At 31.2% G+C, this 23,894-nt stretch carries 15 protein-coding genes, 1 tRNA gene, 2 rRNA genes and 1 other RNA gene; 14 read left to right on the forward strand and 5 right to left on the reverse strand.

Features of this window, described 5'->3' with window-relative positions:
* Positions 1–68: 68 nt before the first annotated feature.
* The 3 genes from BQ5344_RS04090 (at position 69) to BQ5344_RS04100 (ending at position 3,240) form a co-directional block, all read left to right on the forward strand.
* Positions 69–2,974 (forward strand): 23S ribosomal RNA (locus BQ5344_RS04090).
* 61 nt (positions 2,975–3,035) lie between these two features.
* Positions 3,036–3,148: ribosomal RNA gene (rrf, locus tag BQ5344_RS04095) — 5S ribosomal RNA — on the forward strand.
* A gap of 15 nt (positions 3,149–3,163) precedes the next feature.
* Positions 3,164–3,240: transfer RNA gene (locus BQ5344_RS04100), tRNA-Asn, on the forward strand.
* Between the two features lie 600 nt (positions 3,241–3,840).
* On the opposite strand, the gene BQ5344_RS04105 is transcribed toward BQ5344_RS04100, so the two are convergent.
* Together BQ5344_RS04105 and BQ5344_RS04110 are read right to left on the reverse strand one after the other, a co-directional pair.
* Positions 3,841–5,166, reverse strand: coding sequence for a spherulation-specific family 4 protein (locus BQ5344_RS04105; RefSeq protein WP_071124278.1), 1,326 nt, complete (start codon positions 5,164–5,166; stop codon positions 3,841–3,843).
* A 385-nt stretch (positions 5,167–5,551) separates the two neighbouring features.
* On the reverse strand, positions 5,552–5,782 hold the full coding sequence (locus BQ5344_RS04110) for a hypothetical protein (protein ID WP_036072093.1): 231 nt from the start codon (positions 5,780–5,782) through the stop codon (positions 5,552–5,554).
* 222 nt (positions 5,783–6,004) lie between these two features.
* Here BQ5344_RS04110 and BQ5344_RS12555 point away from each other — a divergent pair, with 222 nt between their 5' ends.
* From BQ5344_RS12555 to BQ5344_RS04150, 8 genes are all read left to right on the forward strand, one after another.
* Complete coding sequence (locus tag BQ5344_RS12555) at positions 6,005–6,439, forward strand: DnaJ domain-containing protein (protein WP_071124279.1); 435 nt, start codon at positions 6,005–6,007, stop codon at positions 6,437–6,439.
* Between the two features lie 16 nt (positions 6,440–6,455).
* On the forward strand, positions 6,456–7,283 hold the full coding sequence (locus BQ5344_RS04120; protein ID WP_071124280.1) for an FHA domain-containing protein: 828 nt from the start codon (positions 6,456–6,458) through the stop codon (positions 7,281–7,283).
* 33 nt (positions 7,284–7,316) lie between these two features.
* Positions 7,317–7,961, forward strand: a complete 645-nt coding sequence (locus tag BQ5344_RS04125) for an FHA domain-containing protein (protein ID WP_071124281.1) — start codon at positions 7,317–7,319, stop codon at positions 7,959–7,961.
* Positions 7,962–8,444: 483 nt separating this feature from the next.
* A complete protein-coding gene (locus BQ5344_RS04130) occupies positions 8,445–10,814 on the forward strand; it encodes a PP2C family protein-serine/threonine phosphatase (RefSeq protein ID WP_071124282.1) in 2,370 nt (789 codons plus the stop codon).
* Positions 10,815–10,829: 15 nt separating this feature from the next.
* Positions 10,830–12,245 carry a hypothetical protein gene (locus tag BQ5344_RS04135; RefSeq protein WP_071124283.1) on the forward strand — a complete coding sequence of 472 codons (1,416 nt, stop codon included), beginning with the start codon at positions 10,830–10,832 and terminating at the stop codon, positions 12,243–12,245.
* Entirely contained in the window at positions 12,202–13,107 is a 906-nt protein-coding gene (locus BQ5344_RS04140; protein ID WP_071124284.1) for a serine/threonine protein kinase, read from the forward strand. The genes BQ5344_RS04135 and BQ5344_RS04140 overlap by 44 nt, the downstream gene beginning before the upstream one ends.
* 400 nt (positions 13,108–13,507) lie before the next feature.
* Entirely contained in the window at positions 13,508–16,171 is a 2,664-nt protein-coding gene (locus BQ5344_RS04145) for an acetate and sugar kinases/Hsc70/actin family protein (RefSeq protein ID WP_071124285.1), read from the forward strand.
* Positions 16,172–16,186: 15 nt separating this feature from the next.
* Positions 16,187–17,446, forward strand: coding sequence for an efflux RND transporter periplasmic adaptor subunit (locus tag BQ5344_RS04150; protein ID WP_071124286.1), 1,260 nt, complete (start codon positions 16,187–16,189; stop codon positions 17,444–17,446).
* Between the two features lie 186 nt (positions 17,447–17,632).
* Here BQ5344_RS04150 and BQ5344_RS04155 read toward each other — a convergent pair whose 3' ends face one another.
* The gene (locus BQ5344_RS04155; RefSeq protein WP_071124287.1) at positions 17,633–18,790 is read right to left on the reverse strand and encodes a CapA family protein; all 1,158 of its coding nucleotides are present in this window, start codon (positions 18,788–18,790) and stop codon (positions 17,633–17,635) included.
* A 262-nt stretch (positions 18,791–19,052) separates the two neighbouring features.
* On the opposite strand from BQ5344_RS04155, the gene BQ5344_RS04160 reads away from it, so the two are divergent.
* Complete coding sequence (locus BQ5344_RS04160) at positions 19,053–19,718, forward strand: Crp/Fnr family transcriptional regulator (protein ID WP_071124288.1); 666 nt, start codon at positions 19,053–19,055, stop codon at positions 19,716–19,718.
* A gap of 57 nt (positions 19,719–19,775) precedes the next feature.
* Positions 19,776–19,977: non-coding RNA, 6S RNA (gene ssrS, locus BQ5344_RS04165), on the forward strand.
* Positions 19,978–20,003: 26 nt separating this feature from the next.
* Here ssrS and BQ5344_RS04170 read toward each other — a convergent pair.
* Both BQ5344_RS04170 and BQ5344_RS04175 read right to left on the reverse strand, forming a co-directional pair.
* Positions 20,004–20,867: a CPBP family intramembrane glutamic endopeptidase gene (locus BQ5344_RS04170; protein ID WP_071124289.1), complete on the reverse strand. Its 864-nt coding sequence runs from the start codon at positions 20,865–20,867 to the stop codon at positions 20,004–20,006.
* 37 nt (positions 20,868–20,904) lie between these two features.
* Positions 20,905–21,516: a PadR family transcriptional regulator gene (locus tag BQ5344_RS04175; protein ID WP_071124290.1), complete on the reverse strand. Its 612-nt coding sequence runs from the start codon at positions 21,514–21,516 to the stop codon at positions 20,905–20,907.
* 332 nt (positions 21,517–21,848) lie between these two features.
* On the opposite strand from BQ5344_RS04175, the gene BQ5344_RS04180 reads away from it, so the two are divergent.
* A complete protein-coding gene (locus BQ5344_RS04180) occupies positions 21,849–23,837 on the forward strand; it encodes an elongation factor G (RefSeq protein ID WP_071124291.1) in 1,989 nt (662 codons plus the stop codon).
* Positions 23,838–23,894 lie beyond the last annotated feature (57 nt).

Genomic DNA, 23,894 nt, shown 5'->3' on the forward strand with positions numbered 1-23,894 from the left:
TTTAGGACAATGGGAAATGAATAGTAGGTAAAAGATTACAATGAAACTAGAGTAAAAGTTATTCTGGATAAAAAGCTAATAAGGGCACACGGAGGATGCCTAGGCAACAACAGCCGATGAAGGACGTGATAAGCTGCGATAAGCTGGGAGAAGATGCACATAATCGTTAATCCCCAGATTTCCGAATGGGAAAACCTGCATGTCTGGAGGACATGCGTGAAAACGGTAAGCCCGTGAACTGAAACATCTAAGTAACGGGAGGAAAAGAAAGTAAAAACGATTCCCTAAGTAGCGGCGAGCGAACGGGGAAAAGCCTAAACCGTGCCAGTGCCAAGCGGACAGCATTGCTGGCACGGGGTTGTGGGACTTCCATTAACGGATTGTCATAATGTTTAAACTGTATGTATGTAAGTAGAATCAGCTGGGAAGCTGAACCAAAGAAGGTGATAGTCCTGTAGAACATAAAATACATATAGTGACTGGAAGCACCCGAGTAGCGTCAGGCACGAGGAATCTGGCGTGAATCAGCGTGGACCATATCACGCAAGGCTAAATACTGTTGTTGACCGATAGTGAAGAGTACCGTGAGGGAAAGGTGAAAAGAACCCTGAGCAAGGGAGTGAAATAGAATTTGAAACCGTGTGCTTACAAACGGTAGGAGCACTTTATGTGTGACTGCGTGGATTTTGGTTAATCATCCTGCGAGTTATGATTAGTGGCAAGGTTAATAAAGTGGAGCCGAAGGGAAACCGAGTCTTAATAGGGCGTTAAGTCGCTAGTCATAGACGCGAAACCTAGTGATCTAGGCCTGTCCAGGCTGAAGCTGAGGTAAGACTCAGTGGAGGGCCGAACTCACCGCCGTTGAAAAGTTGGGAGATGAGGCAGGTCTAGGGGTGAAAAGCCAATCGAACTAGGAGATAGCTCGTTCTCTCCGAAATGCATTTAGGTGCAGCCTTGACGTTAAGATATGTGGGGGTAGAGCTCTGTATGGTCTAGGGGGCGTACTGCTTACCGAAATCAAGCAAACTTCGAATACCATATATTAATAGTCAGGAGTGAGTCCGCGGATGACAAGGTCCGCGGACGAGAGGGGAACAGCCCAGACCGCCAGCTAAGGTCCCTAATTATGTCTAAGTGGGAAAGGAGGTGGATATTCACAGACAACCAGGAGGTTGGCTTAGAAGCAGCCATACCTTAAAAGAGTGCGTAATAGCTCACTGGTCGAGAGTATCTGCGCCGAAGATGTAACGGGGCTAAGACATAAACCGAAGCTGCGGAGGCGTGTAAACACGCCTGGTAGGAGAGCGTTCTGTAGGCCGTTGAAGGAATGCCGTAAGGCCATTCTGGAGGTATCAGAAGTGAGAATGCAGGAATGAGTAGCGAGAAGGCGGGCGAGAATCCCGCCGGCCGGAAGTCCAAGGTTTCCAGGGGAAGGTTTGTCCGCCCTGGGGAAGTCGGGACCTAAGCATAAGCAAAATTGTGATGGCGAATGGAAAACAGGTTAATATTCCTGTACCACTATTATCGCTTGAGAGACGGAGTGACGCAGGAAGGTATGTGAGAAGACTGACGGAATAGTCTTTCTAAGGGCGTAGCATGGACACGCAGGAAAATCCGCGTGTCTAAATGTGAGACCTGATGGGGAAGTGCATTAGCATAAGTCACAGATCCTACACTGCCGAGAAAAACTTCTATCGATGAGAAATAGTGCCCGTACTGTAAACCGACACAGGTGGACAGAGTGAGAAACTTAAGGCCGACAGGATAACTCTAGCTAAGGAACTCTGCAAAATAGCCCCGTAACTTCGGGAGAAGGGGTGCCTGATATACTTGAGAGGAGAAACACCTCAAGGGGAAACAGGCCGCAGTGAAGAGTCCCAAGCAACTGTTTACCAAAAACACAGGTCTATGCTAAGCTGAAAGGCGACGTATATGGGCTGACACCTGCCCAGTGCCGGAAGGTTAAGAGGAGGATTGAGAGATTCGAATTGAAGCCCCGGTGAACGGCGGCCGTAACTATAACGGTCCTAAGGTAGCGAAATTCCTTGTCGGGTAAGTTCCGACCTGCACGAATGGTGAAATGATTTGGGAGCTGTCTTGGCTGGAGACCTGGTGAAGTTGTAATGTCGGTGAAGATACCGACTACCTGCAGTAGGACGGAAAGACCCCGTGGAGCTTTACTGTAGTTTGGCATTGGGTTTTGGCTGTGTGTGTATAGGATAGTTGGGAGACTGTGAAGTTAAGGCGTCAGTTTTAACAGAGTCGTCGTTGGAATACCAACCATATGCCGTTGAAATTCTAATCTGGTAACGGAGACAGTGCTAGATGGGCAGTTTGACTGGGGCGGTCGCCTCCCAAAGAGTAACGGAGGCGTTCAAAGGTTCCCTCAGGCTGGATGGAAATCAGCCTAAGAGTGCAAACGCATAAGGGAGCTTGACTGCAAGACTGACGGGTCGAGCAGGTACGAAAGTAGGAGTTAGTGATCCGGCGGTTCCGTATGGAAGGACCGTCGCTCAACGGATAAAAGCTACCCCGGGGATAACAGGCTGATACTTCCCAAGAGTCCATATCGACGGAAGTGTTTGGCACCTCGATGTCGGCTCGTCTCATCCTGGGGCTGGAGAAGGTCCCAAGGGTTGGGCTGTTCGCCCATTAAAGAGGCACGCGAGCTGGGTTCAGAACGTCGTGAGACAGTTCGGTCCCTATCCACTGCAGGCGCTTGAATACTGAAAAGATCTGACCTTAGTACGAGAGGACCGGGTTGGACAGACCTCTGATGTACCAGTTGTCACGCCAGTGGCATGGCTGGGTAGTCACGTCTGGAACGGATAATCGCTGAAAGCATCTAAGCGAGAAACCGACTTTGAGATGAGTATTCGCAGTATCCATGGAGAACACATGGTTGATAGGCCAGAGGTGTAAGTGCAGCAATGCATTCAGCTGACTGGTACTAATATTACATCTGCTTTTTAATTAATCTTTTACTACTACTATTTATTTCTCATTGTCTTAACTTGACAATTTAGTTTTTAAAGTTTGGTGATGTTAGCAGCAGGGATACACCCGGTTACATTTCGAACCCGGCAGTTAAGTCTGTTTACGCCTACGATACTTGGATTCGTCCCGGGAAAATAGGTAGTTGCCAAACTTTTTTCTTTTGTGTGTCTCCGTAGCTCAGCCGGTTAGAGCATCTGACTGTTAATCAGAGGGTCGTTGGTTCGAGTCCAACCGGGGACGCCATTTTTTTTGCAAAATTTCATAAGAGTTTAAAGCAAAAAGGAATAAAGCATTGCACAGTATGTTAATGAATGAGACTTTTATAAATATCAAAATAGTAATTGCAAGAATATTGTTAATTAGACAAGAAAACTTTCTTTAAAAAGGATTCTTGTCTTTTTTGTTTTCAGGAAAGAAACTTATGCTTTTTAATGGGGTTTCAAATTTGAGAGTTTTACTATAGAAATAATATTATGAGCAAGAAGTTTTTATTTCTTTCTAAACAGTATGTAATTTAAAATCTGTTAAATATTTCTTATTTATAGTTTAAGTTAAACATAACAAGTGTGTTGCACAAGTTTTACGTGTGTTTAGTTTATATATTTGTATTTATTTATGTTTCTTCATAAACAATAAGTTTATTATTTAGTTATGTTTTATGTCAAAAAAATAGACTGTGTCATAAAATTGATATCATGAGACAGTCTTAAATTATAATGAGTATAAATTTTTAAATATTTATTTTTGTGTGTTTTTCAAAAATTTTAGAATTTTTAAAAGATTCTTATTGAATACGTAAATTATAGTCTTAATTATGGTACTTTTAATTTTTTAATGTATTTATTATGTATTCCATTTTTTTCTTAGATTAATTTTAAAATTTCCAAATTTATCCATTATATTGTGCGAAATATCGCTTAAAAATTCATCAAAAATATTAAATCCAAAATCAAAATTATTGTCAAATTTATTTTTTGAATAATTTTTGTAATGATTATTTAAAAGATTCCATAAGTCAAGACTTGAAAGATATAAGTTTCCAGTAATATTATATTTTTTAGGTATTCTTAACTTGAAAGAAACGGAATTAATTTCAACATTTTCTGCTGTATTTTGTGATAATTTGATTGTTTCAATTGCAGAAGTTAATTTTTTTTCCAAATTATTATTAGTATTTGAAAGAACGTGTGATGTTGAGTTATTTATTGATAATATTAAATTTTCAACATTTTGTGGTAAGTCATCATAAGGGATATTTGGCATATTTGTTGTTATCATTAGAAATCCTGCATTGCGTTCTTTTGAGAGTTTTAAAAGAGTTTTGTACTGATCTGGGGTTGCAGAATGAATGACATGAACAATACGATCTGCATTTTCAGGATTACTTTCAAAATTGTAACTTCTAGGAGTCCAGTAGTTGATGTAAGTATCTGCCGATACTTCGCTTGTTAGCCATAAATCAGAATAATTTGACATTTCATCTGTAATACTTACGCCAGGATTTGCAACAACCATTGAATCAGGATACTTTGTTTTGACATAATTGTATAATTGTGCCATATATTTGACCTCTAGAGGGTTTTTTCCAGATGATATTTCATCAAAGAAAATTCCTGAAATATTATCAGAACCATAAAATTGTATATATTTGTCAATTTCAGAATACACTTGCTTTATGCTTTTAGTATATTCGTTTGTAGTTACGTATCCGAGATTTTTGATTCCCAGTTCTTTATTTTTTTTGATTTGAACAACATAGTTATAATCAGCCTTGTCAGATGGCCCGTTGTCGGGATTGATTATAACGTAAGGAATTGTTGTTTCATATTCATAATTTTCAGAGTCTGGTGTACTAAGGAAATCATGATTAGAAGAATAAGTATTTGTAACTTTACTTTTATGAATATCACCAGTATAGCCAAAATCAACTTTAAATTCATTTTCATTTTTTAAATTATTTTTTATAATATCAAAAATTTCATCATTTTTAGAAAAATTAAAATTACTTTCTACACTTGATATGGTTTTATTTTTTAAATTATTAAAATTAGAAGTTTGTATTGACGAATCAATATTTGAGGAATGTACAGTTTTTTCATAACTTAATCCTGTTACACCCGCTAAGAAAGATGGAATTAAAAAACTGTTATTTTTTAATTTTTTCTTCATTTATTACCTCCCTTCAGCATTATTTATAATGCTAAATTTGTATTTAGCAGTTTTTTATAGATCTTTCAAATGGTAAGTTATATTTTGATTTTCTATAAAACAGTTGACCAATAAAAATTTTAAGTCTAAAATTTTCCAATCCCATTTTAGCAATATATATTATCATTTTTTTTTTATAATTTCAAGAACTTTTTTCTAAAAGAAGATAAAATTTTATTAAAAATAAAATATGCAGCCAAATTAATAACATTGACTGCTTTTTCATAATTTTAAATTGGATAACATAGTAATACTATGTATTAAAGCTTAAATTAAAAGTTTTAATTACTATAAAGGAGTTAAGTGTCTTTTTAACTTAGCTTGTTTAAAGTTTTAGTAGTATAAATTAATGTCTTTTATTTTGTTTTATACTAGGTTTTTTAGTGTTTCTTTTTTCTTGAGGATTTATTGTTTGTTTTTTTGTTGGCTTTTTGTTTATCGTTTTTCTTTTTGATTGAACAACCGTTATTTTTGGTTTTGGCTTTGGATGCTTAGGAGGTACTGCAAAAGAGACTATTGAAATTCCAATAATTCCTAGAATTGCAACCATTTTCTTAAAGGTGTTTTTTATATTCATATTTAACCATCTCCATTCAAATTTATTTTTTCTATTTTCTCTTGACAAGTATATAGTATCATTTAATTTTGTCAAAATTATGTAAATTTTGTGTCTTTTTTGTGAAATTTAATTTTTATTTTTATAATATTGGTTAAATTAAAATTAAAAAATAATTGACAAAAATATAAAAATGTAGTATTATAAGTTAAAATTAAAATATAATTAAGAAAAGGAAGGGGAATGGATTATTATAAAATACTGGAAGTGTCTGAAAATGCAGATATTTTGAAAATAAAAAAGCAATATAGAAAATTGGCAATGAAATATCATCCCGATAGAAACGCAGGAGATGAAAGGGCTGCAAAAAAATTTCGAGAAATAACAGAGGCTTATGAAGTACTTTCAAATGGGGAAAAACGGAAAGAGTATGATTATAAAAGAGAAAATGAGAATAATCATACAAAAAAGAAAAATGATAAGGAAAATTTTAAAAATAAATATTCTGAAAATAATTTTAGTTTTGGAAAAGAATTTTTTAAAAGTGCGGCCGAAATGAAAGGAATGTTTGAAAATAGTTTTGGGCTAGATAAAATGATAAAGAATAAAGCAAAAAATGAGAAGGAAAGTTTGAAAAGCAGGTTTGAGAGTTTTTTTGATATGAAAGAGAAAAAGTAAGAAGGGGAAATTAGAAATGTTGTGGGGAATTAGAAGAAGTTTTACAAATTGGGGAAATATTTTTAGGCGTCCGCTTGGGCGTGGGAGCATTTACAGGCTGGAAAGGCTTAGGAGCGTGGCACGGCTTGGAAAAAATAAAGAAAATGGAAAAATTGACGATGAAAAAAATAAAATTAGTGTGGATAAGGGAATTAAAAAATATGAAAAACGTAAATTGAATGCAAAAAATCAAAAAAGTTACAAATTTTTAAATATAAAAAATATTTTAATAATGACAGTTTTAATATTTACATTCATTTTTGTACACCTTTCAGGTTATTCTACAAAAAGTCTTTATTTTTCAATTTTTATTTATATTGGAGTTACACTTTACCTTCTTATTGTGGAAAGATTCTTTGAAAAGGTGAAAGTTGAGGAGGAAATCAGAAATATAAAAAATGAGAGGGAAAGAGAGCATAATGTGTTTTTAGAGAGAGTAAAGGAAATAGAGGATTTGGAGAAAAAGCAGATTGAGCATATATTTTTGAAGGATTCAGAAGATTATGATATGAAAATTTGGAAAATCGGGAGGGCAACATCGCTTCTCATTGGGAAGCAATCGCCAAGAAACAGAGTGGATATAGATGTAAGTGAAGGAATTTACTCAAATTTAGTCAGCAGGGCTCATGGAATCTTAAATCGTGTCAATGGAATCTGGTATTATGAGGATTTAGGCTCACAAAATGGAAGCGGAATTGAAAGAAGTTTAGATAAAAGGAAAATAAAACTGAAAAAAAATATACCAGTAAAAGTAGAATCAGGAGACATAATTTATTTAGCGACTACAAAAATATTATTAAAATAAATCTATAAATGAAAAAGAAAGGAAAATTTTAAAATGAAATTGGATAGATGTAAAAATGGGCATATATACGATGTTTCAAGATACAGCTTATGTCCTTATTGCAAATCAGAAGGGCTGGAAACGGAAAATCTGGATGACAAAATTAATCTGGTTGAAGAAATGAAGGATGAAGACAGAACAACAGCCTACTGGTCTAAAGACAGCACTGTAGATCCTGTCGTGGGTTGGCTTACGTGCATTGAGGGGCATGATAAGGGAAAAGACTACAGGATTGTGAGCGAACGTAACTTTGTTGGGCGTGGAGAAAATATGGATATACAAATTTTAGGAGACACTATGATTTCTAGAAAAAACCATTGTTCAATAAGCTATAATCCCAAACAGCGAAAATTTATGCTAACTCCTGGGGATTCCAACGGACTTATTTATCTAAATGGAGAAGCAGTCTACAACACATTAGAATTACGGGCATATTCAGTAGTGGAAATGGGGGAAAGCAAGTTTGTATTTGTGAATTTGTGCGGAGATTATTTTGACTGGGAAAAGGAAAAATCGAGAGAGGAAAGCGTGAAAAGAAAATATGAAAATTTAAATGATGAAAAAATTGTGAAAAATACAAATTTTCAGAATAAAAATAATGATATAGAAGTAAAAATCGAAGAGTACGAACAGATTTAATAAATTTATACTAAACCCCTTTTAAATAAAGAATTTATTACAAACTTTTCTAATAAGAGATATAAACCTAGTATTTCAAAATAATTAAAATATTTTTTTTGTTTTAATAAATCGACGAAGCTTTTATTTGTTCAACTGCGATTGTTTGACGACTGAAAGGAGGAGTTTCGAAGTTGGGCAAATAAAAGTCGGAGTCTAGCCATAGGTTGTAGGATTTGCGGCAATGAGCAATCCTACGAAAATAAAAAAGAAAAAACATGGTAATATGAAAAAAATTCATTAATCAAAATACCTAAAAAATAATAAAAAACAATTTAGTTAAATGATTATGAATTAACTATAAAACAACCTTATTATAAAAATTTATTCTTATTTTTTAACGGGATTTAGTATTAAAGTTTTATTTTAAATAATTTTCATATATATAAAATAAATATATTTTATAAAGTTGAATTAACCAAAAATAGAGGGAGAAATTGAGAAATGAGGAAAGATGAGGCAAAATTTATTACGGAATTTTTGAGCGAGGCTGGGACGAAGGTTGAAAATAACGATTATTTTGGGTATGTTTTGCTGGATAATTATGCGATTTGGGCTGTGGCAGATGGATTTGATGAGGAAGAAGGGGCAAAAGTTGCGGCAAGGATTGCTGTGGAATCTGCTATTGAATATTTTATGCTACGTCCACGATTTAACTATGATGTAATAAAGGAAATGATGGATTATGCCAATCTGAAAGTTAAGGAAAAACAGGAAGAAACTCAGAAATATTCTCTTATGCACACTTCTCTTTTAATCATTATAAGTAATTATAATTCAATTTTATATGGAAATATCGGAAATACAAGGTTTTATCATATTAGAGGAGGATATATCATTTCTCAAAGTAGAGATGACACGATAGCACAGCTTTTGGTGGACGAAGAGGCATTGAATATATCGGATATGAGATTTCACAGGCAAAGAAATGATTTGCTGCAGGCAATTGGGGATTTTGGGAAAATTAAGCCAAATATTATAAAAAAACCTGTAGAACTTATAGAAAAGGATGTTTTTTGCTTGACGACTGTAGGATTCTGGGAAAATATTGATGAGCATGATATGGAAAATGATTTATCCAGATTTGAGGATAAGAAGCAATGGTTAAATTCATTGGAAAAACGGATACTTGCTTCGCTTAGGGATAATATTGAAAATTATACGATTGCACAGGTAGAAGTAGGTGCTGTAGCAAGTCCAGAGCCGATGGAAAAGGATAAAAGGAAACTTATTAAAAAAATAATACTTGTAATGCTAATTATTGTTGTAATTATTTTGTTTGTTATAATTTGGAATGTAAAAAGGCGAAATGGTATTCTGCAGGCGGCAACACAGTATGAAAAATTGGCGGATGAGGAGATCTTAAAGAAAAATTTTAATAATTCAATTGATAATTTGAAGCTTGAAATCGGAGAGTATGAAAAATTAAAGCCAAAAAGCAAGGGTATAATAGGATTTCTTACGAATGCTGAGAAAAAGAGAGCTGATGCAAGTAAGAAAATTGATGAGATAAATAAGAAAATTGGAGAAACTGAGAAGATTAAAAAGGCATTTTCGGATATTAGTGAGGGAAATGAGATATTTAACAGCGGAAATTATGACGAGGCGAACGTAAAGTATCAGCAGGCTAAGTATAACCTAAATGACAACAGTTATAAACGGGATGAACTGAATACGGAAGAGATTTTAACTACATTGGATTCACGGATAAATTCAACCGTGAAATTAAAGGAAGCTAAGGCTTTAGAGGTCGCTGGAGATACGGCGGTTAATGAAGGAAGCTACAATTTGGCAAAAGTTAGCTATAAAAATGCGGCTGATATGTATTTGGCAAATGGAAGGGCAGATTATGTTTCGCAAGTTGAGAAAAAGCTGGAGGAAATAACGGATAAAGAAAAAACAGCGTATAATGGGGCAATGCTTGCTGAAAATAAAGGGGATTCGCTGGCACAAAGCAATATTAATTCTTCAAAAGAAGCCTATTATCAGGCACGACAGATGTACCAGACGCTTGGAGATACTGTGAAAGTGGGAGAAATTGACAATAAGATACAGGAACTTAATTCCCAGCAAAACGCTGATTTACAGACTGCCAATAATCTCGTTCAGGAAGGACTTTCGCAAATAACTGCCAATAATCCAGCACAAGCAATAAATATTCTAACACAGGCTAAAAATATTTATCAGAAGATGAAAGATACAAATAATGCAAATGCCGTCGACAAATACATAAGCCAGGCACAGGAATTTATTAAATTTGAGAGCCAGAATGCTGAAAAGTTGAAAACACAGGAAATGGAATATTCGGAAAGGTTAAGGCAGCAGGAAATCCAGATGGAGCAGCAACTGCAGATAAAAGAAGCTGAAATCAAGGCACAGCAGGAAGAACTGGAGCGAGATCGGCAAAGACGTGAAGAAATAACAAGGAAAATGGAAAATGCGTCAATTCTGGAAATGCAGGCTGATCAGCTGGCTATAAATGAAAGATTTGAAGAAAGTATTTCAAAATATGAGGAAACGAAGAAACTTTTGGAAGAGGTAAATGCAGATGGAAATTTTGGAAATCAGATGTCTAAAATTGAGGATTTGAATAAAAAAATTGAAAAAAATGAGGGATATTTATTAAAGAGAAAAGCAGAAGATGATTTTAAGAATAAAAAATGGAAAGAAGCTGTGGAAAAATTTACGCAGGCGAAGGAAAAGCTGGAAAAAAGCGGTACAAAACAAAATGAAATAGCTGAAATTCAGAAAAAGCTTAAAAAGGCAGAGAAAAAGGCAAATAAAAAATGGTGGCAGTTTTGGAAGATTTTTTAAAAGGGAGGAGGGAAAATGATAAAAAAAATAAAATTAAATACTTTCTTTTTTAAGGAATATGCACAAATTGCTGAAAAAAACACTTATTCGGCATATATTCCAAATGGAAGCAAGGGAATATGGTGTATTACTGACCTTGATGAAAAGACAAATGAAAAATGGCAGGAAAAGTCAGAAATATCTCAAAAATTTGAAAATAGTAATGTTGAAAACAAGAAAATTGATAAGATAAATTTAGCAAAAATTGGAGTTCATAAAATTATTGAAAAATATTTGGAAAATAATGAATTTTCGTTAGAAAATATAGAACAGATAATACAATCTTCCATTGATAAAGTGGTTTTTGAGAAAACAAAATTATATAAAGTTCATAAAGCTGAAAATAATCTTGACTTAAAAAATTTTTATTCGCAAATTGTTATTATTATTGAAAAAAATAATATGATTGTTGGAAATATGGGGAAAACTGAACTTGTTTTGTATAGGGAAAATAGAATTGTGGAAAAGATAAGTGGAGAGCAAGTTAAAAAAATAAGACTGAAAAAACATGATTATTTGCTGGCTGGGAGTCCTGGATTTTGGAAAGTTGTTAATGAGAGTGAAATTGAGGAGATTTATGTTGATAGGAAAAGTAAATTAAATGTCGAGCAGAATTTAAGTGAACAGATAAAGGCTAGTGAGAAAAAATTGGGAAAAGTGATACCATTTTTGTCGATTTTTGTTGAAGATATTGAAATGGAAAAGAATTATAAATTGTTAGGAAACGAGATTAATGAGAAAAATCAAAAGTGTGAAATGGCTGTAAAATATATGTTTTTAGTTGCAATGTTTATATTTTTATTTGTTTCTGTGGGAAAAAATATTCAAAAAAGTTATTTTGAAAACAGAAAAAACGGAAATACTGAAAATGTGATGGCTAAAAAGATTGGAGAAAAAGCAAATTTATTAGAAAGCAGGTTATATGTAAAAGCAGAAATAGAAAAGAGTAAAATTGAGCTGGAAAATTTGGGAAATGTTAAAGTTGAAGTTAAAGAATCTGCTGGGAATCGTAATTTAGTTGAATATCAAAAGGAAGAAACTGGGAATGAAGAAATAAAAAATAAAGATATGGAAAATTTACAGATAACTGAAAATAATAAAGAAAGTAAAGTAAAAAGGGCTGAAAAATTAAATAATTCAAGAATAAAAAAGAAAAGTTCTAAAAATAAAAAATATAATAGAAAAAATCTGAATGCAGATAATAGAAATTTTAAGAAATATTATAAGGTAAAAAGTAATGGAATTTCACAACTTGAAAAGGAAATTGAGAAAAACTGGGAAGTTCTTGGGCGTGATAGGAATGGGAATAATTTTGTGAAAAATAGAGAATTTAAAAGGGAAAAGAAGAATGGATTTTTTATTAAAGGGAACAATATTGAATGGGAAGTATAAAATTTTAAATTATGTAGCTAAAAGTGATTTTTCCAATATTTATATGTGTGAAGATAGACAAGGGGAAAAAGTAATTATTAAAGAATGTTATCCTTCGGAAATTGTTATGAGAAATGGCAAAGAGGTTTTTACGGAAAAGTATAAGAAAGATTTTGAACCGCTGAAAGAATGTTTTTGGAAAGAGAAATGTATTTTGGAGAAATTTTTGAAAAAATCTAAAAGGAAGAAACAGAGATTTGTGAATGATGTTGTTAAACTTGTGGATTTTTTTAGTGAAAATAGGACAAATTATATTGTTACTGAATATTTTCGTGGAGTTACCTTGAAAAAATATATTTTGGAAAATCGGATAAAAAATGGAAAATTGAGGATAAATCATATTTTGGAAATATTCTTTAAAATTGCAGAAGTAGTTTGTAAAATTCATAAAAAGGGAATTATTCATTGTGATTTGAAGCCTTCTAATATTTTGATTGATATTAGGGGAAATATTAGGATTATTGATTTTGGAGCGAGCTTAAAAAAGAAGGAAAAAGTTGAGTTTGTTAAGGTTTCGGAAAGATATTCGCCGATTGAGATTTATTCAGAAAAAGTAGAGATTGATGAAAGAACAGATGTTTATTCACTTGCGGCACTTTTATATTTTATGCTTTGTGGAGTGAAAGTGGATGGGGCGATTAATAGGTTTTATAAGGCTGAACAGGAGTTTGATAGAGAGGTTATTTTGGGATTTGAGAAGATTGAGAAATTTAAGGAAGTGGAAGAAGTTATAAAAAAGGGGCTAGAGTTTGATAGGCAGAAAAGGTTTGGAAGTGTTAGGGAAATGATTGAAAAATTGAGAAAAATTTTTATGCAAAGCTAAATATTTTTAATATTTTTAGATTTTATAAATTATACTATTTGCCATTAAAATAATAGAATTATAGTAAAACTTCTTTAAAACCGAACTCAAAAGTCATGACTATTTTACTCAAACTCTAAATTCATATAATTTTTAGTAGTTTAATTTTAAACAGGTTAGAGTATAGTATAATTTTTTTTATGCAACAAAATATAATTTCTGTTTTTTAAATTTGGGTTAGTATTAGATATGCTTGATAACCGTTTAAATTTAAAGTAAATATTGTTTAACAAAGGTAAAGAATTCTTTGTTATTCAGGAAACTATTAGATAAATCACGATAAAATCAAAAACAAGTAAATCTTGAATTTTAATAAAATCGTTATAATACTTGAAAATAGTAAAGGGGAAAAGGTAAAAATATGAGATTATTTTATGAAGAGGAATTGCGAAGAAAATCTTATTATGAGATGTATCAGATTGCAATTGAGGAACATTTGGTAAATGTACATGTGGAAACGCCCACGAGAGAGGAGCTTATCTCGCTTTTAATGAAATATAGGGGAGTCAAGGAAAATTACTGTATTGACAAGTTTAATAAAAATGGGCTTGTGAATGTTCAGGAACTTTTTGATAATAAACTTGGTGAGAGGATTCATCATGAGAATAAAATACGGGTGCCGCACAAGATTATTTTGTATAAGGAACTTAATTTGATGAGGGAAGACAATTATAAAATTGAGATTCCTGAAAATGTGAGCAGTGCAAATGTTTTTCTTATAAATGCAAATAATTACTTGTGTGGGATTTTCCAGCTGGAAAAGGATTTGAATAGCAGGAATAAGTATTTTTTAATTAGTAAAAAGGAATTTTTTAGAGTCGAAACGCTGAGAAATAATAAATTTTCATTTTTGTTCTTTAAAGAAAATGACTTGAAATTTATTCATAAGTTTTATAATTTGAAGGAAAATGAAATGACACCGCTTTATCCATATCAGATGGACTATTATAAAGTTGAAATTGAAAATTTTGTTGTGAAAAATCTGGAAACTACGAATACACCGCTTTGTATTGATTTTGGAACGGTAAATACGGCTCTTGGGGCATATCTGGATAAAAATTATGTGAAAGATTTGCCTACTAATGATATTTTGAATGGAAATGTCGTGATAGATGCGATAAATTATGTGAAATTTGATGATGGAGAGAGACGTTACCGTGAGATTTTTCCAACATTAGTTTATGTTGATGATTGCAGCGATGCTAACAAAATTAAGTATTCATTTGGTTACGATGTGGTAAGAAAGTTAGAGAGAAATGACTATATTGTCAATGGCTCAATTTTTTACAGCTTGAAAAGGTGGGTGCATGAACATAATAAACTTGAGAAAATTAATGATGAGTTTGGAAATATTCTATATGTAAAAAGAAAGGATATAATAAAGGCGTACTTAAAATATGTTGTGAATCGTGCTGAATATATGTTTAAATGCAAATTTAAAAAAATTCACGCTTCCAGCCCTGTAAAATTGAAGGAGCAGTTTTTGGCGATGTTTCAGGAAATTTTTATGATGGAAAATAAATTTAATAAAAATCAGAATTCTGAAATTACTGAAAAAAATATAATTTCAAGCGAGAAAAATTATGAATATGAGATTATTCGTGAAAATGCGATGGATGAAGCGATTGCAGTGTTGTATAATACAATTGAGATACAGATAAGGAAGGGGAAATATAAGGAGAACGAAGAATACAGTGCATTAATTATTGACTGTGGTGGTGGGACGACGGATTTGGCGGCTTGTAAATATGTGATTAGTAAGGACAAAATTTCATATTATCTGGATATAAGAACAAGTTTTGAAAATGGGGATGAGAATTTTGGTGGAAATGACTTGACTTACAGAATTGTACAGTTTTTGAAAATTGTGCTTGGGACAAGATATTCTGAAAATAGGGTTGTTTCTATTAATGATTTGATAAAATATGACAATGATATGATTTACAAGGTAATCGATGAGAGCGGTGTTGAGAAAATTTTTGAAAATATGAATTTGGAATATGAAAAGTATGAAAATGTAATCCCTACAAAATATTCACAGTTTGAGAATAAAATGAGTGAGGAGTATCAGAAAATACGCAATAATTTTTATATGCTTTGGGAAGCAGCTGAAAATCTTAAAAAGGAATTTTTTACATCCGATGGAAGACTGCGGACACGTTTTGATGTGCCTAAAAATTATGAAAAACGGAATGATATTCATATAACGCAGTTAAAAAGCTGGAAAATTCATACTTATGAAAATGGAATATTTACCACAATAACAGATTACCCAAGACATATTTTTACGATAAAGGAAATTGAAAAAATCGTAAAAGCTGATATTTACGGAATGCTCAGAAAATTTTTGAATACATATTACAAGGAAGGGCTGCTTTTTGAATATTCATTGATAAAATTAAGTGGACAGTCAACAAAAATCAGTACATTTCAGGAAGTACTAAAGGAATTTGTGCCGGGAAAGATGATTGAATACAAGGAGCTGAGCCATCGTGATGATTACGAGCTAAAACTGAACTGTCTGGATGGAGCTATAAAATATCTGGATTATAAGCGTTTTGGACATATAGATGTGGAAATTGTGAATGAAGTTCCGCTTGTACCATATTCTGTGTGGGTGGAAAAATACGATGGGGAAAAAGTGGAAATGATACAAACTTCACGAAAGGCTGATATTCTAATTGGACAAATTGATAAAAAGATTTCTGCTGAAGAACTAAAAATTTATGTTTATACTGCAGAAGGCGAATTGAAAAAAGAGATGATTTATAAAAATGAGGATAATTATGAAGAAATGGACGCACAGGAAATTTTGGCTGAATTTATAAATATAATTTCTCAAAATGATACCGATACAATTCAAAACAGCACAGTAAGATTTTTTGTTTACACCGATTTGAACAACTGGGGATTTTTTGTCGTTCCAATCCAAAGGAAATCGGATCAGCTTTATCTTGGACGAAAGGAATATTTCCCTTATGAAGATAATTTAAGTGAAAATTCCTATTTTGATGGAAACCACTAAAAAAGGAAGAGAAATTTGAGAAAAAAAGATGAGATAATTTGGATAATGCCCGCAATTTTTATTTTTATTATTCTTTTTATGATAAAATTCTGTACTCCCAAAATTAATCAGAAATATGTTATTGAAAAAATAACACGTGAAAATCTTGAACTTTTTGTGGATATGAAAGGAACTGTTGTTGCACATAATATTACTAAAATTGGACTGGATGTGAATTTATCCGTTGATGATGTTTATTACAAGGCTGGAGATTTTGTAAAAAAGGGCGATGTAATAGTGAAATTTAGCGATTATCAGAAAAATGGATTGAATGAAAAACGTATGTTATTAGTGATTAAAAATCGGGAATTAAGAAATTTGGAAAAACAAAAGGAATTGGGAGCTGATGTTAGTCAGAAAATTCAGGAATTACGTGGAGAAATATCAGGATTGGAAATTGAAATTAAAGATGAAATGAGAAATACAAGATTGGTTCAGAGAAGTGTAAAAAGTCCATTTGATGCTTACATTGTGAAAATTAATGCAGTGAAAGGTGGAATTGCAAATAAAAATGAACCTATTTTGATTCTTGCCAAAAGAGAAGATTTGAAAATAGTTAGTGAAAGTTTGAAAAGTGAGAAAGTTAAAAATCTGAATATTGGAAATGTTGCTGACATTACTATTTTCAGGAGGGAAAATAAAAAAATTGGAGAAGAAAAAATACTTGAAGAATTAATTGAAATGAAAAATGATAAAAATGAGGAAATTTTGTGGGATAAAGATAAGACAAAAGAGAATTCGGATTTATTTTCTGAAAAAAAGGTTATTGAAGCAGAATTATTTAAAATTAATAAAATTGGGGATATGAGTGTGTTTGAGTTTTTGCCAACATTATTTAAGGATTTGTTTTTAAATGAGCAAGTAGATATTCGTGTGATTTATAGGAAAAAAGAGAATGTTCTGGCTGTTCCAAAAAAGGCTGTTATTTTTAAAAATCAAAAAAACTATATTTATTTGATTGATAAGAATAATTTGGTTAAAGAAAAGGAAGTGTTTATTGGGATGGATAATGGAGAGAAGATTGAAATTTTTGGAATGGATATTGGAGAAGGGTTGGAAATTATTAGAAATCCTGATAATAAGATTGAGAATAATGTGATTGTGGAACGAAGGAATATTAAGGATGAGGAAATTGAAAAGAAGAAAAAATTGGAAAGGTTAGAGTGGGAAAATGAAAAGCTGGGGAATAGAATGGATGAGAATGAGAGGGAGATTATCAGACTGAAGAGAAAATAATATATTATTTTTTATATGGATTTATGATTTGATTTGAACGTAATAATGCAATACTAAACCGTATTTAAATAACAAAGTTATTAAAACTCTTTTCTAAACAAAATAATCTAAGACTAAAACCTATGATGAGTTAGAAATTTATTAAACATTTGCTATTTAAATGGGAAATAGTATAAGTTTAGTGGTTTAATTTGAATTACCAACCTTAGTAATTTTTCCATCAGCAGTGATAGAAAGTCCATTTCCATTTGGAAAATCAGATTTATTCAAGGAAATTATCTTTTTTATTGCTAATTTTTCTGAATCTATAAAAGGACCGAAACTTTTGTAAGTTTGTCTTACTGGAATAATTTCTCCAGAAATAAAGTCTCCTTTATTATTTATTTTGATTTTAAAAATAGGTGCAATTCCCATTGAACCAGAAACGTTTATTTTTCCGAAAGTTGCAAAATTTCCTCCACTATATGAAATAAATTTATTTTTGTATAGTTCGACTGCTCTTGTAACATGAGGGCCTTGCCCAAAGATTACATCAGCTCCATTGTCTATAGCAAAATGGGCAAATTCATAAACATTTCCTCTATCTTCGCCATGAAAAATTTCATGTCTTTTAGTAATGTGTTCAGCATTAGCACCTTCGGCTCCACCATGAAACATGACGATTACAATATCAACTTTTGATTTTAATTCAGAAATAAGTTTTTTTGCATAATTATAATCATTTAGTTTTACAGTAGCTGAATTTGGAGAAAATGAAATAAATCCAAATTTTTTTCCATCTTTTTCTAAAATAGCACTTTCAGCAATATCTTTAATTCCAGAATATTTTATTCCTAAATTATCAAGATTTTTCATGGTTTCTTTAATTCCAATTTCTCCAAAATCATTGCTATGGTTATTGGCAATGCTCAAATAATCAAATCCAGCTTGTTTTAGATATGTCGCATATCTTAAAGGCATACGAAAGACATAACATACATTTGGATTATTACAGCTTTTAGGAGTTCCATCATTATCAAATAGAGTTCCTTCCAGATTTCCCACCGTTATATCAGCACTTTTTAGTATATTTTGTGTATTTTGAAGAATATTGGCATCATTTTTAGGAAGCAAATATTCAAAGGGATAGTTTGAACCAAGCATTATATCTCCAACGCCAATTATTGTAAATTCTGTTTTTTTATTATGTTTATCAATTTTAGGAGTATCATTTTTGGAAATATTTGATATTTTTGAATTATTAATAAATTTATTAGCAACAATTTTAAAACTAGGATTTGTTGGAATTATCATAAATATTGTAACTAAAATAGCTATTAAAATTAATACAATATATTTTTTCATAAAGTCCTTTCAAAAATGTTAGTTTTTACACATATTTTACACATCTTTAATCTAAAAAGCAATAAATTTTATATTAAAAAAAATAATTTTTATTTATTATTGAAATTAAAATATAAAAATGATAATATAGAAATTAAGCAAAATATTTTATAATCAAATTATTTTGATTACAAAATTATAGATTGTTATTAGATTGCTTAAATTTTAAGTTTATTTTAAAAAGTTTAAGTATATTTGTGAAAAATATGGGAGAAAATAAAATATGAAAATAAAAGACTTATCAATTTTATTGACAAAAGTTTCGTTATTTAAGGGATTAGATCCTGAAAAAATTTCAAAATGTTTGGAAAAATTGGATTTTAAAATAAAAAAATATGAAAAGAATGAAACTGTATTTTTTCGTGGAGATACTTTGGAAAAAGTAATAATTATTATAAAAGGTTCTGCTTATGGAGAAATGCAAAAATTTAATGGAGATACGATTGTTATAGGTGAGATGAAAACAGGGGAAGTTCTGGCTTCTGCATTTTTATTTGGAGAAAATAATATTTTTCCTGTTGATTTGATAACTTTGGAAAATTCTAAATTATTATTTTTTGATAAAGAAAAATATTTAGATACAATTCATTCTGATAAAAGACTTTTACTTAATTTTATAACTGAAATTTCAAATAAAAGTCAACTTTTATCAAAGCGAATATGGTTTAATTTTACAAATAAGACAATTGAGGAAAAGATTTTAAGCTACATAAAAGAAAATTCTGAAAATGGTAAAATTAAATTTTTGCCTAGTATTTCAGCTTTGGCAAAACGTTTTGAAGTAACAAGACCTGCTTTATCAAGAGAAATTTCAAATCTATGTAAAAAGAAAATTTTAATAAAAGCTGAAAATAATGTCTATTTGATAAATTTTAAAAAGAATGTTTGACATTTTTTCAGATAAAAGTTATAATGATTACAGATAAATAATCAATAATAAATTAAAAGTTTTCTGATCTATGCGATACTAATAATGAATTTTTGGGCTTTACTCTATTTTAATGGGGTTATTCCTTTATAAATTGTTTCAGGGAAATCACGACGGCTAATGCTTTGTACGGATTCTGTACAATTTATAAATATGACTACCACCTGTAACGTCTTACAGGCAACCAAAAATTACGTTAGAACGGTAGATCGGATTTTTTTTTGTTTTTAAAAGAAATTACTAAAATTATCTTTGCTGTTTTCTCCATTTTCGAATAAATAATCCTACTATCAAATAAAGAATTGTCGGAATTATACCTACTGAAAGTGAAAAGAGAAGTGCTTGACTTTTTTCTACAGATACAATTCCTAAAAGTAGTAAAGGATTTATAACAGCATCTTCCATAGTGTGCATAATAACTGCTGGCCACATTGATTTAGTAATTCTAAAAATTTCTGTATACATTATTGTCCAGCATGTTACTACTACAGTCCCTATTAGAAAAAATGTCAATCTATCAACTGGTAAAGTATTTTTTATTTCATTTTCAGATAAAAATATTAGAATATATGGCAAATGCCAAATCCACCAAATAATTCCCATAAGTAAATAAATTTTTAAATCAGATAACTTTAGTTTTATAAGCTGATTTGTAAGATAGGATCTCCAAACTGATTCTTCAAATATATTTTTTATAAATTGAGAGACAATTTGTATAATTAAAACTCCAGTATAGGCTGCAATTCCAATATTTACACTGGAAAATTTAATACTTTGTGTTATTAATCCCAATAAAAGAACAGTTAGGGTAACAACAGGATATATTAAAAAGCTGATTAGATAAAACTTTTTATTATTTTTAAAATTAAGGGAAAATCCTGTATTTTTCCATCCATCTCCTCTAAAAGTACGAAGTATTATTGTGCAAATAAATGGAGATACAAGCCATATAAGAAGCCCCAATGAACCATCTTTGCTTGTTACTGTTCCAATATTTTCATAATAATCCTGCCCTGTCAGTTTATCAATAAAATATCCTATCCAACCACAAATAGTAATAAAAATTGTAAAAATAATTACATTTTGTTTAATTTTATTCCTATTATTCATATAAATTCACCTCTTATAAAATAAATTTAAAATCTTCTTAAAGTCTATATTTTTTCTTTAGTTTTTTAAACCATCTAATGTTAAAATCTACAGCATCAATTCCATAATCTAAACTAGCCAGTGTAAATTTGCTGATTTCTTTGATGTTTTCAGAAATATTATTTTTTTTATTTAAGTTTTTTATTCTTTTCTGATATTCTGTATCTGTAAGTAGATAGTTTTCAATTTCTAGTCTTTCACTTTCAAAATTTATAGATTCTTTTAAGTTTTTTAGTGCAGTATATTCTTCTTCTAAAGAAAGAATGATTTTATTAATTAAATTTTTCTGTTCATTTTTTGAAATATATCCCATAAAAAGCAGTTTTCCTGCATCTATATTTTTAGTTTTTGAAATATCAATAGGAATTTTTATCCATTCCATTAATATTTTTTCTCCAGCATCAGTTATTGCGTACCTTTTTTTATTTACCCCTTTTTCAACGAGTTCTTCAAAAGTAACCATTTTTAATGAGAGAAGTTTTTTTAGAGCGGCCTGAATGCTTCCAAGACTATCGCTGCACATAGACTTAAAATTATCTCTTATAGTATTTCTAAGCTCATATGCAGTCATTCTACGTAACATTAAAATTCCTAAAATTATTTTATCCATAATACACCTCCTATATATACCTTATAGTAACATACTTTTTAGGTATTGTAAAGTAATTATTTTAAGTTATCAAAAAAGAACAGCAAAACATGAATTCTTATCTTCCTTAATGTTATTAAATTTACAGTACTCCATCTTCAATGATTTATTGTAATGTTTTTTAGATGATATTGTTTAATTATATTTTCAAAGAATATAGTTGTAAATTGGTAAAATTTATATAATTAAAGAAAAATAACAAAAACTAACTTGATTTTTTCGTATTTCAAGTTAAAATTTAATATAAGGTAAATTTTGTTAATTAAAGAAAGTAGATACAGGGAGGAAATGTTATGAGAATATATGACAGCAGTAACATTAGAAATGTAGGAATTTTAGGACATAGCGGTTCAGGAAAGAGTAATATGGTGGAGGGACTGGAATTTACAGCTGGACTTACTAATCGTATTGCAGCAAATGAAAATGATACAAAAATTACTAATTCTTTGAGTTTGCATGCTATTGAGTATCAGGCTGCGAAATTTAATTTTGTGGATATTCCAGGGTACGGAGATTTTTTTGGTGAAGTTGAATCGGGACTTGCGGCAGTTGACGGAGCGATTATTATTGTTGACGGAACGACTGATTTAACAGTTGGGACAGAAACGGCTCTTGAGTTGACAGACAGCAGAAATATTCCACGATTTATTTTTGTAAATAAAATTGACAATGAAAAAGCTGATTATGAAAAGATTCTTTCACAGTTGAGAGAAAAATATGGTAAAAGAATCGCTCCATTTCATGTACCTTGGGGACGGGGAGACGAATTTCGTGGGCATATTAATGTAATTGATATGTTTGCAAGGGAATTTGATAAAAATAAAAATGAATGTGCAACTGTGGAAATGCCCGCTGATATGGATGATGAAATAAATTCAATTCGTGAAATGCTTTTGGAAGCAGTAGCTGAAACAGATGAAGAATTAATGGATAAATATTTTAATGGAATTGAGTTTACAACAGCTGAAATTCATCGTGGACTTAGACAGGGAGTGCTTGACTGTTCTGTAATTCCTGTTATTTGCGGTGCGACTCTAAAAAATATTGGACTTCACACAACTTTTGACATGGTAAAGGATTTCTTGCCATCACCTAATGACAATAAAAAAATTGAGCCTGAAAAAAATACATTTACATGCCAAATTTTCAAAACTACTATTGATTCTTTTTTAGGAAAAGTTTCATACGCAAAAGTTTATTCTGGTGAAGTTAAGCAAGATAGCGAAGTTTTTAATATAAATAGAAAAACAAAAGAAAGAATTGGAAAAATTTACACATTCGTTATGAATAAAATGGAAGAAGTTCAAAAGGGAATCGCTGGAGATATTGTTGTATTTTCAAAATTTAACAGTACAAGAACTTCTGATACATTGTCAACTAATGAAAAAGAAGCTGCCATAAAGGAAATAACTTTTCCAAAACCACAATTATTCGTGGCAATAGAGCCTTTGAACAAAAATGATGATGAAAAAATGTCTTCTGGACTTAACCGCCTGATGGAAGAAGATCCGTCTTTCACTTGGCACAGAAACCTTGAAACAGGACAGACAGTGCTAGGAGTACAAGGAGAACTTCATTCTGCAACAGTTATCGAAAAATTAAAAGCTAAATTTGGAATATCAATAAAAACTATCGAATTAAAAGTGCCGTACCGTGAAACAATCAAAGGAACTTCTGATGTTCAAGGAAAACACAAGAAACAGTCAGGAGGGCACGGACAATACGGAGATGTATTAATTAAATTTTCTCACGTAGATGAAGACTTTGTCTTTGAAGAAACAATTACAGGTGGAAGCGTTCCAAAATCATATATTCCAGCTGTAGAAAAAGGATTAAGAGAATCGCTAAAAGAGGGAGTTCTAGCTGGTTATCCAGTAACTAACATAAAAGCTGTCTTATACGACGGTTCATATCACGATGTAGATTCTTCAGAATTAGCCTTTAAAATTGCCGCAAACTTGGCCTTCAAAAAGGGAATGCTGGAAGCAAAACCAATTTTATTAGAACCAATTATGGAACTTACAATTATCATTCCAGAAGAATATATCGGAGATGTAATGGGTGACATCAACAAAAAACGTGGTAGAGTAATAGGAATGGAAGCCCACAAAAATACAAAACAAAAAATAGTAGCTGAAGCCCCAATGTCAGAAACATTCAAATATGCCAACGAATTGAAAGCCATCACGCAAGGACGTGGATACTTTGAAATGAAACTTGTAAGATATGAAGAATTAATGGGAGACTTGGCACAAAAAGTAATTGACAGCAGAAAAAAATAAAATTTAACTAAAAATATTTTTATATAGTTTGAGAAAAGAGAGAAATTTAATAATATT

Origin of the sequence: Leptotrichia massiliensis (assembly GCF_900104625.1) — a bacterium.
Lineage (GTDB): Bacteria > Fusobacteriota > Fusobacteriia > Fusobacteriales > Leptotrichiaceae > Leptotrichia > Leptotrichia massiliensis.

Excerpts from the sequence above, each read along its gene's own strand:
- BQ5344_RS04105 (WP_071124278.1), bottom strand. The coding sequence starts at position 5,166 with ATGAAGAAAAAATTAAAAAATAACAGTTTTTTAATTCCATCTTTCTTA.
- BQ5344_RS04110 (WP_036072093.1), bottom strand. The coding sequence starts at position 5,782 with ATGAATATAAAAAACACCTTTAAGAAAATGGTTGCAATTCTAGGAATT.
- BQ5344_RS12555 (WP_071124279.1), top strand. The coding sequence starts at position 6,005 with ATGGATTATTATAAAATACTGGAAGTGTCTGAAAATGCAGATATTTTG.
- BQ5344_RS04120 (WP_071124280.1), top strand. The coding sequence starts at position 6,456 with ATGTTGTGGGGAATTAGAAGAAGTTTTACAAATTGGGGAAATATTTTT.
- BQ5344_RS04125 (WP_071124281.1), top strand. The coding sequence starts at position 7,317 with ATGAAATTGGATAGATGTAAAAATGGGCATATATACGATGTTTCAAGA.
- BQ5344_RS04130 (WP_071124282.1), top strand. The coding sequence starts at position 8,445 with ATGAGGAAAGATGAGGCAAAATTTATTACGGAATTTTTGAGCGAGGCT.
- BQ5344_RS04135 (WP_071124283.1), top strand. The coding sequence starts at position 10,830 with ATGATAAAAAAAATAAAATTAAATACTTTCTTTTTTAAGGAATATGCA.
- BQ5344_RS04140 (WP_071124284.1), top strand. The coding sequence starts at position 12,202 with ATGGATTTTTTATTAAAGGGAACAATATTGAATGGGAAGTATAAAATT.
- BQ5344_RS04145 (WP_071124285.1), top strand. The coding sequence starts at position 13,508 with ATGAGATTATTTTATGAAGAGGAATTGCGAAGAAAATCTTATTATGAG.
- BQ5344_RS04155 (WP_071124287.1), bottom strand. The coding sequence starts at position 18,790 with ATGAAAAAATATATTGTATTAATTTTAATAGCTATTTTAGTTACAATA.
- BQ5344_RS04160 (WP_071124288.1), top strand. The coding sequence starts at position 19,053 with ATGAAAATAAAAGACTTATCAATTTTATTGACAAAAGTTTCGTTATTT.
- BQ5344_RS04170 (WP_071124289.1), bottom strand. The coding sequence starts at position 20,867 with ATGAATAATAGGAATAAAATTAAACAAAATGTAATTATTTTTACAATT.
- BQ5344_RS04175 (WP_071124290.1), bottom strand. The coding sequence starts at position 21,516 with ATGGATAAAATAATTTTAGGAATTTTAATGTTACGTAGAATGACTGCA.
- BQ5344_RS04180 (WP_071124291.1), top strand. The coding sequence starts at position 21,849 with ATGAGAATATATGACAGCAGTAACATTAGAAATGTAGGAATTTTAGGA.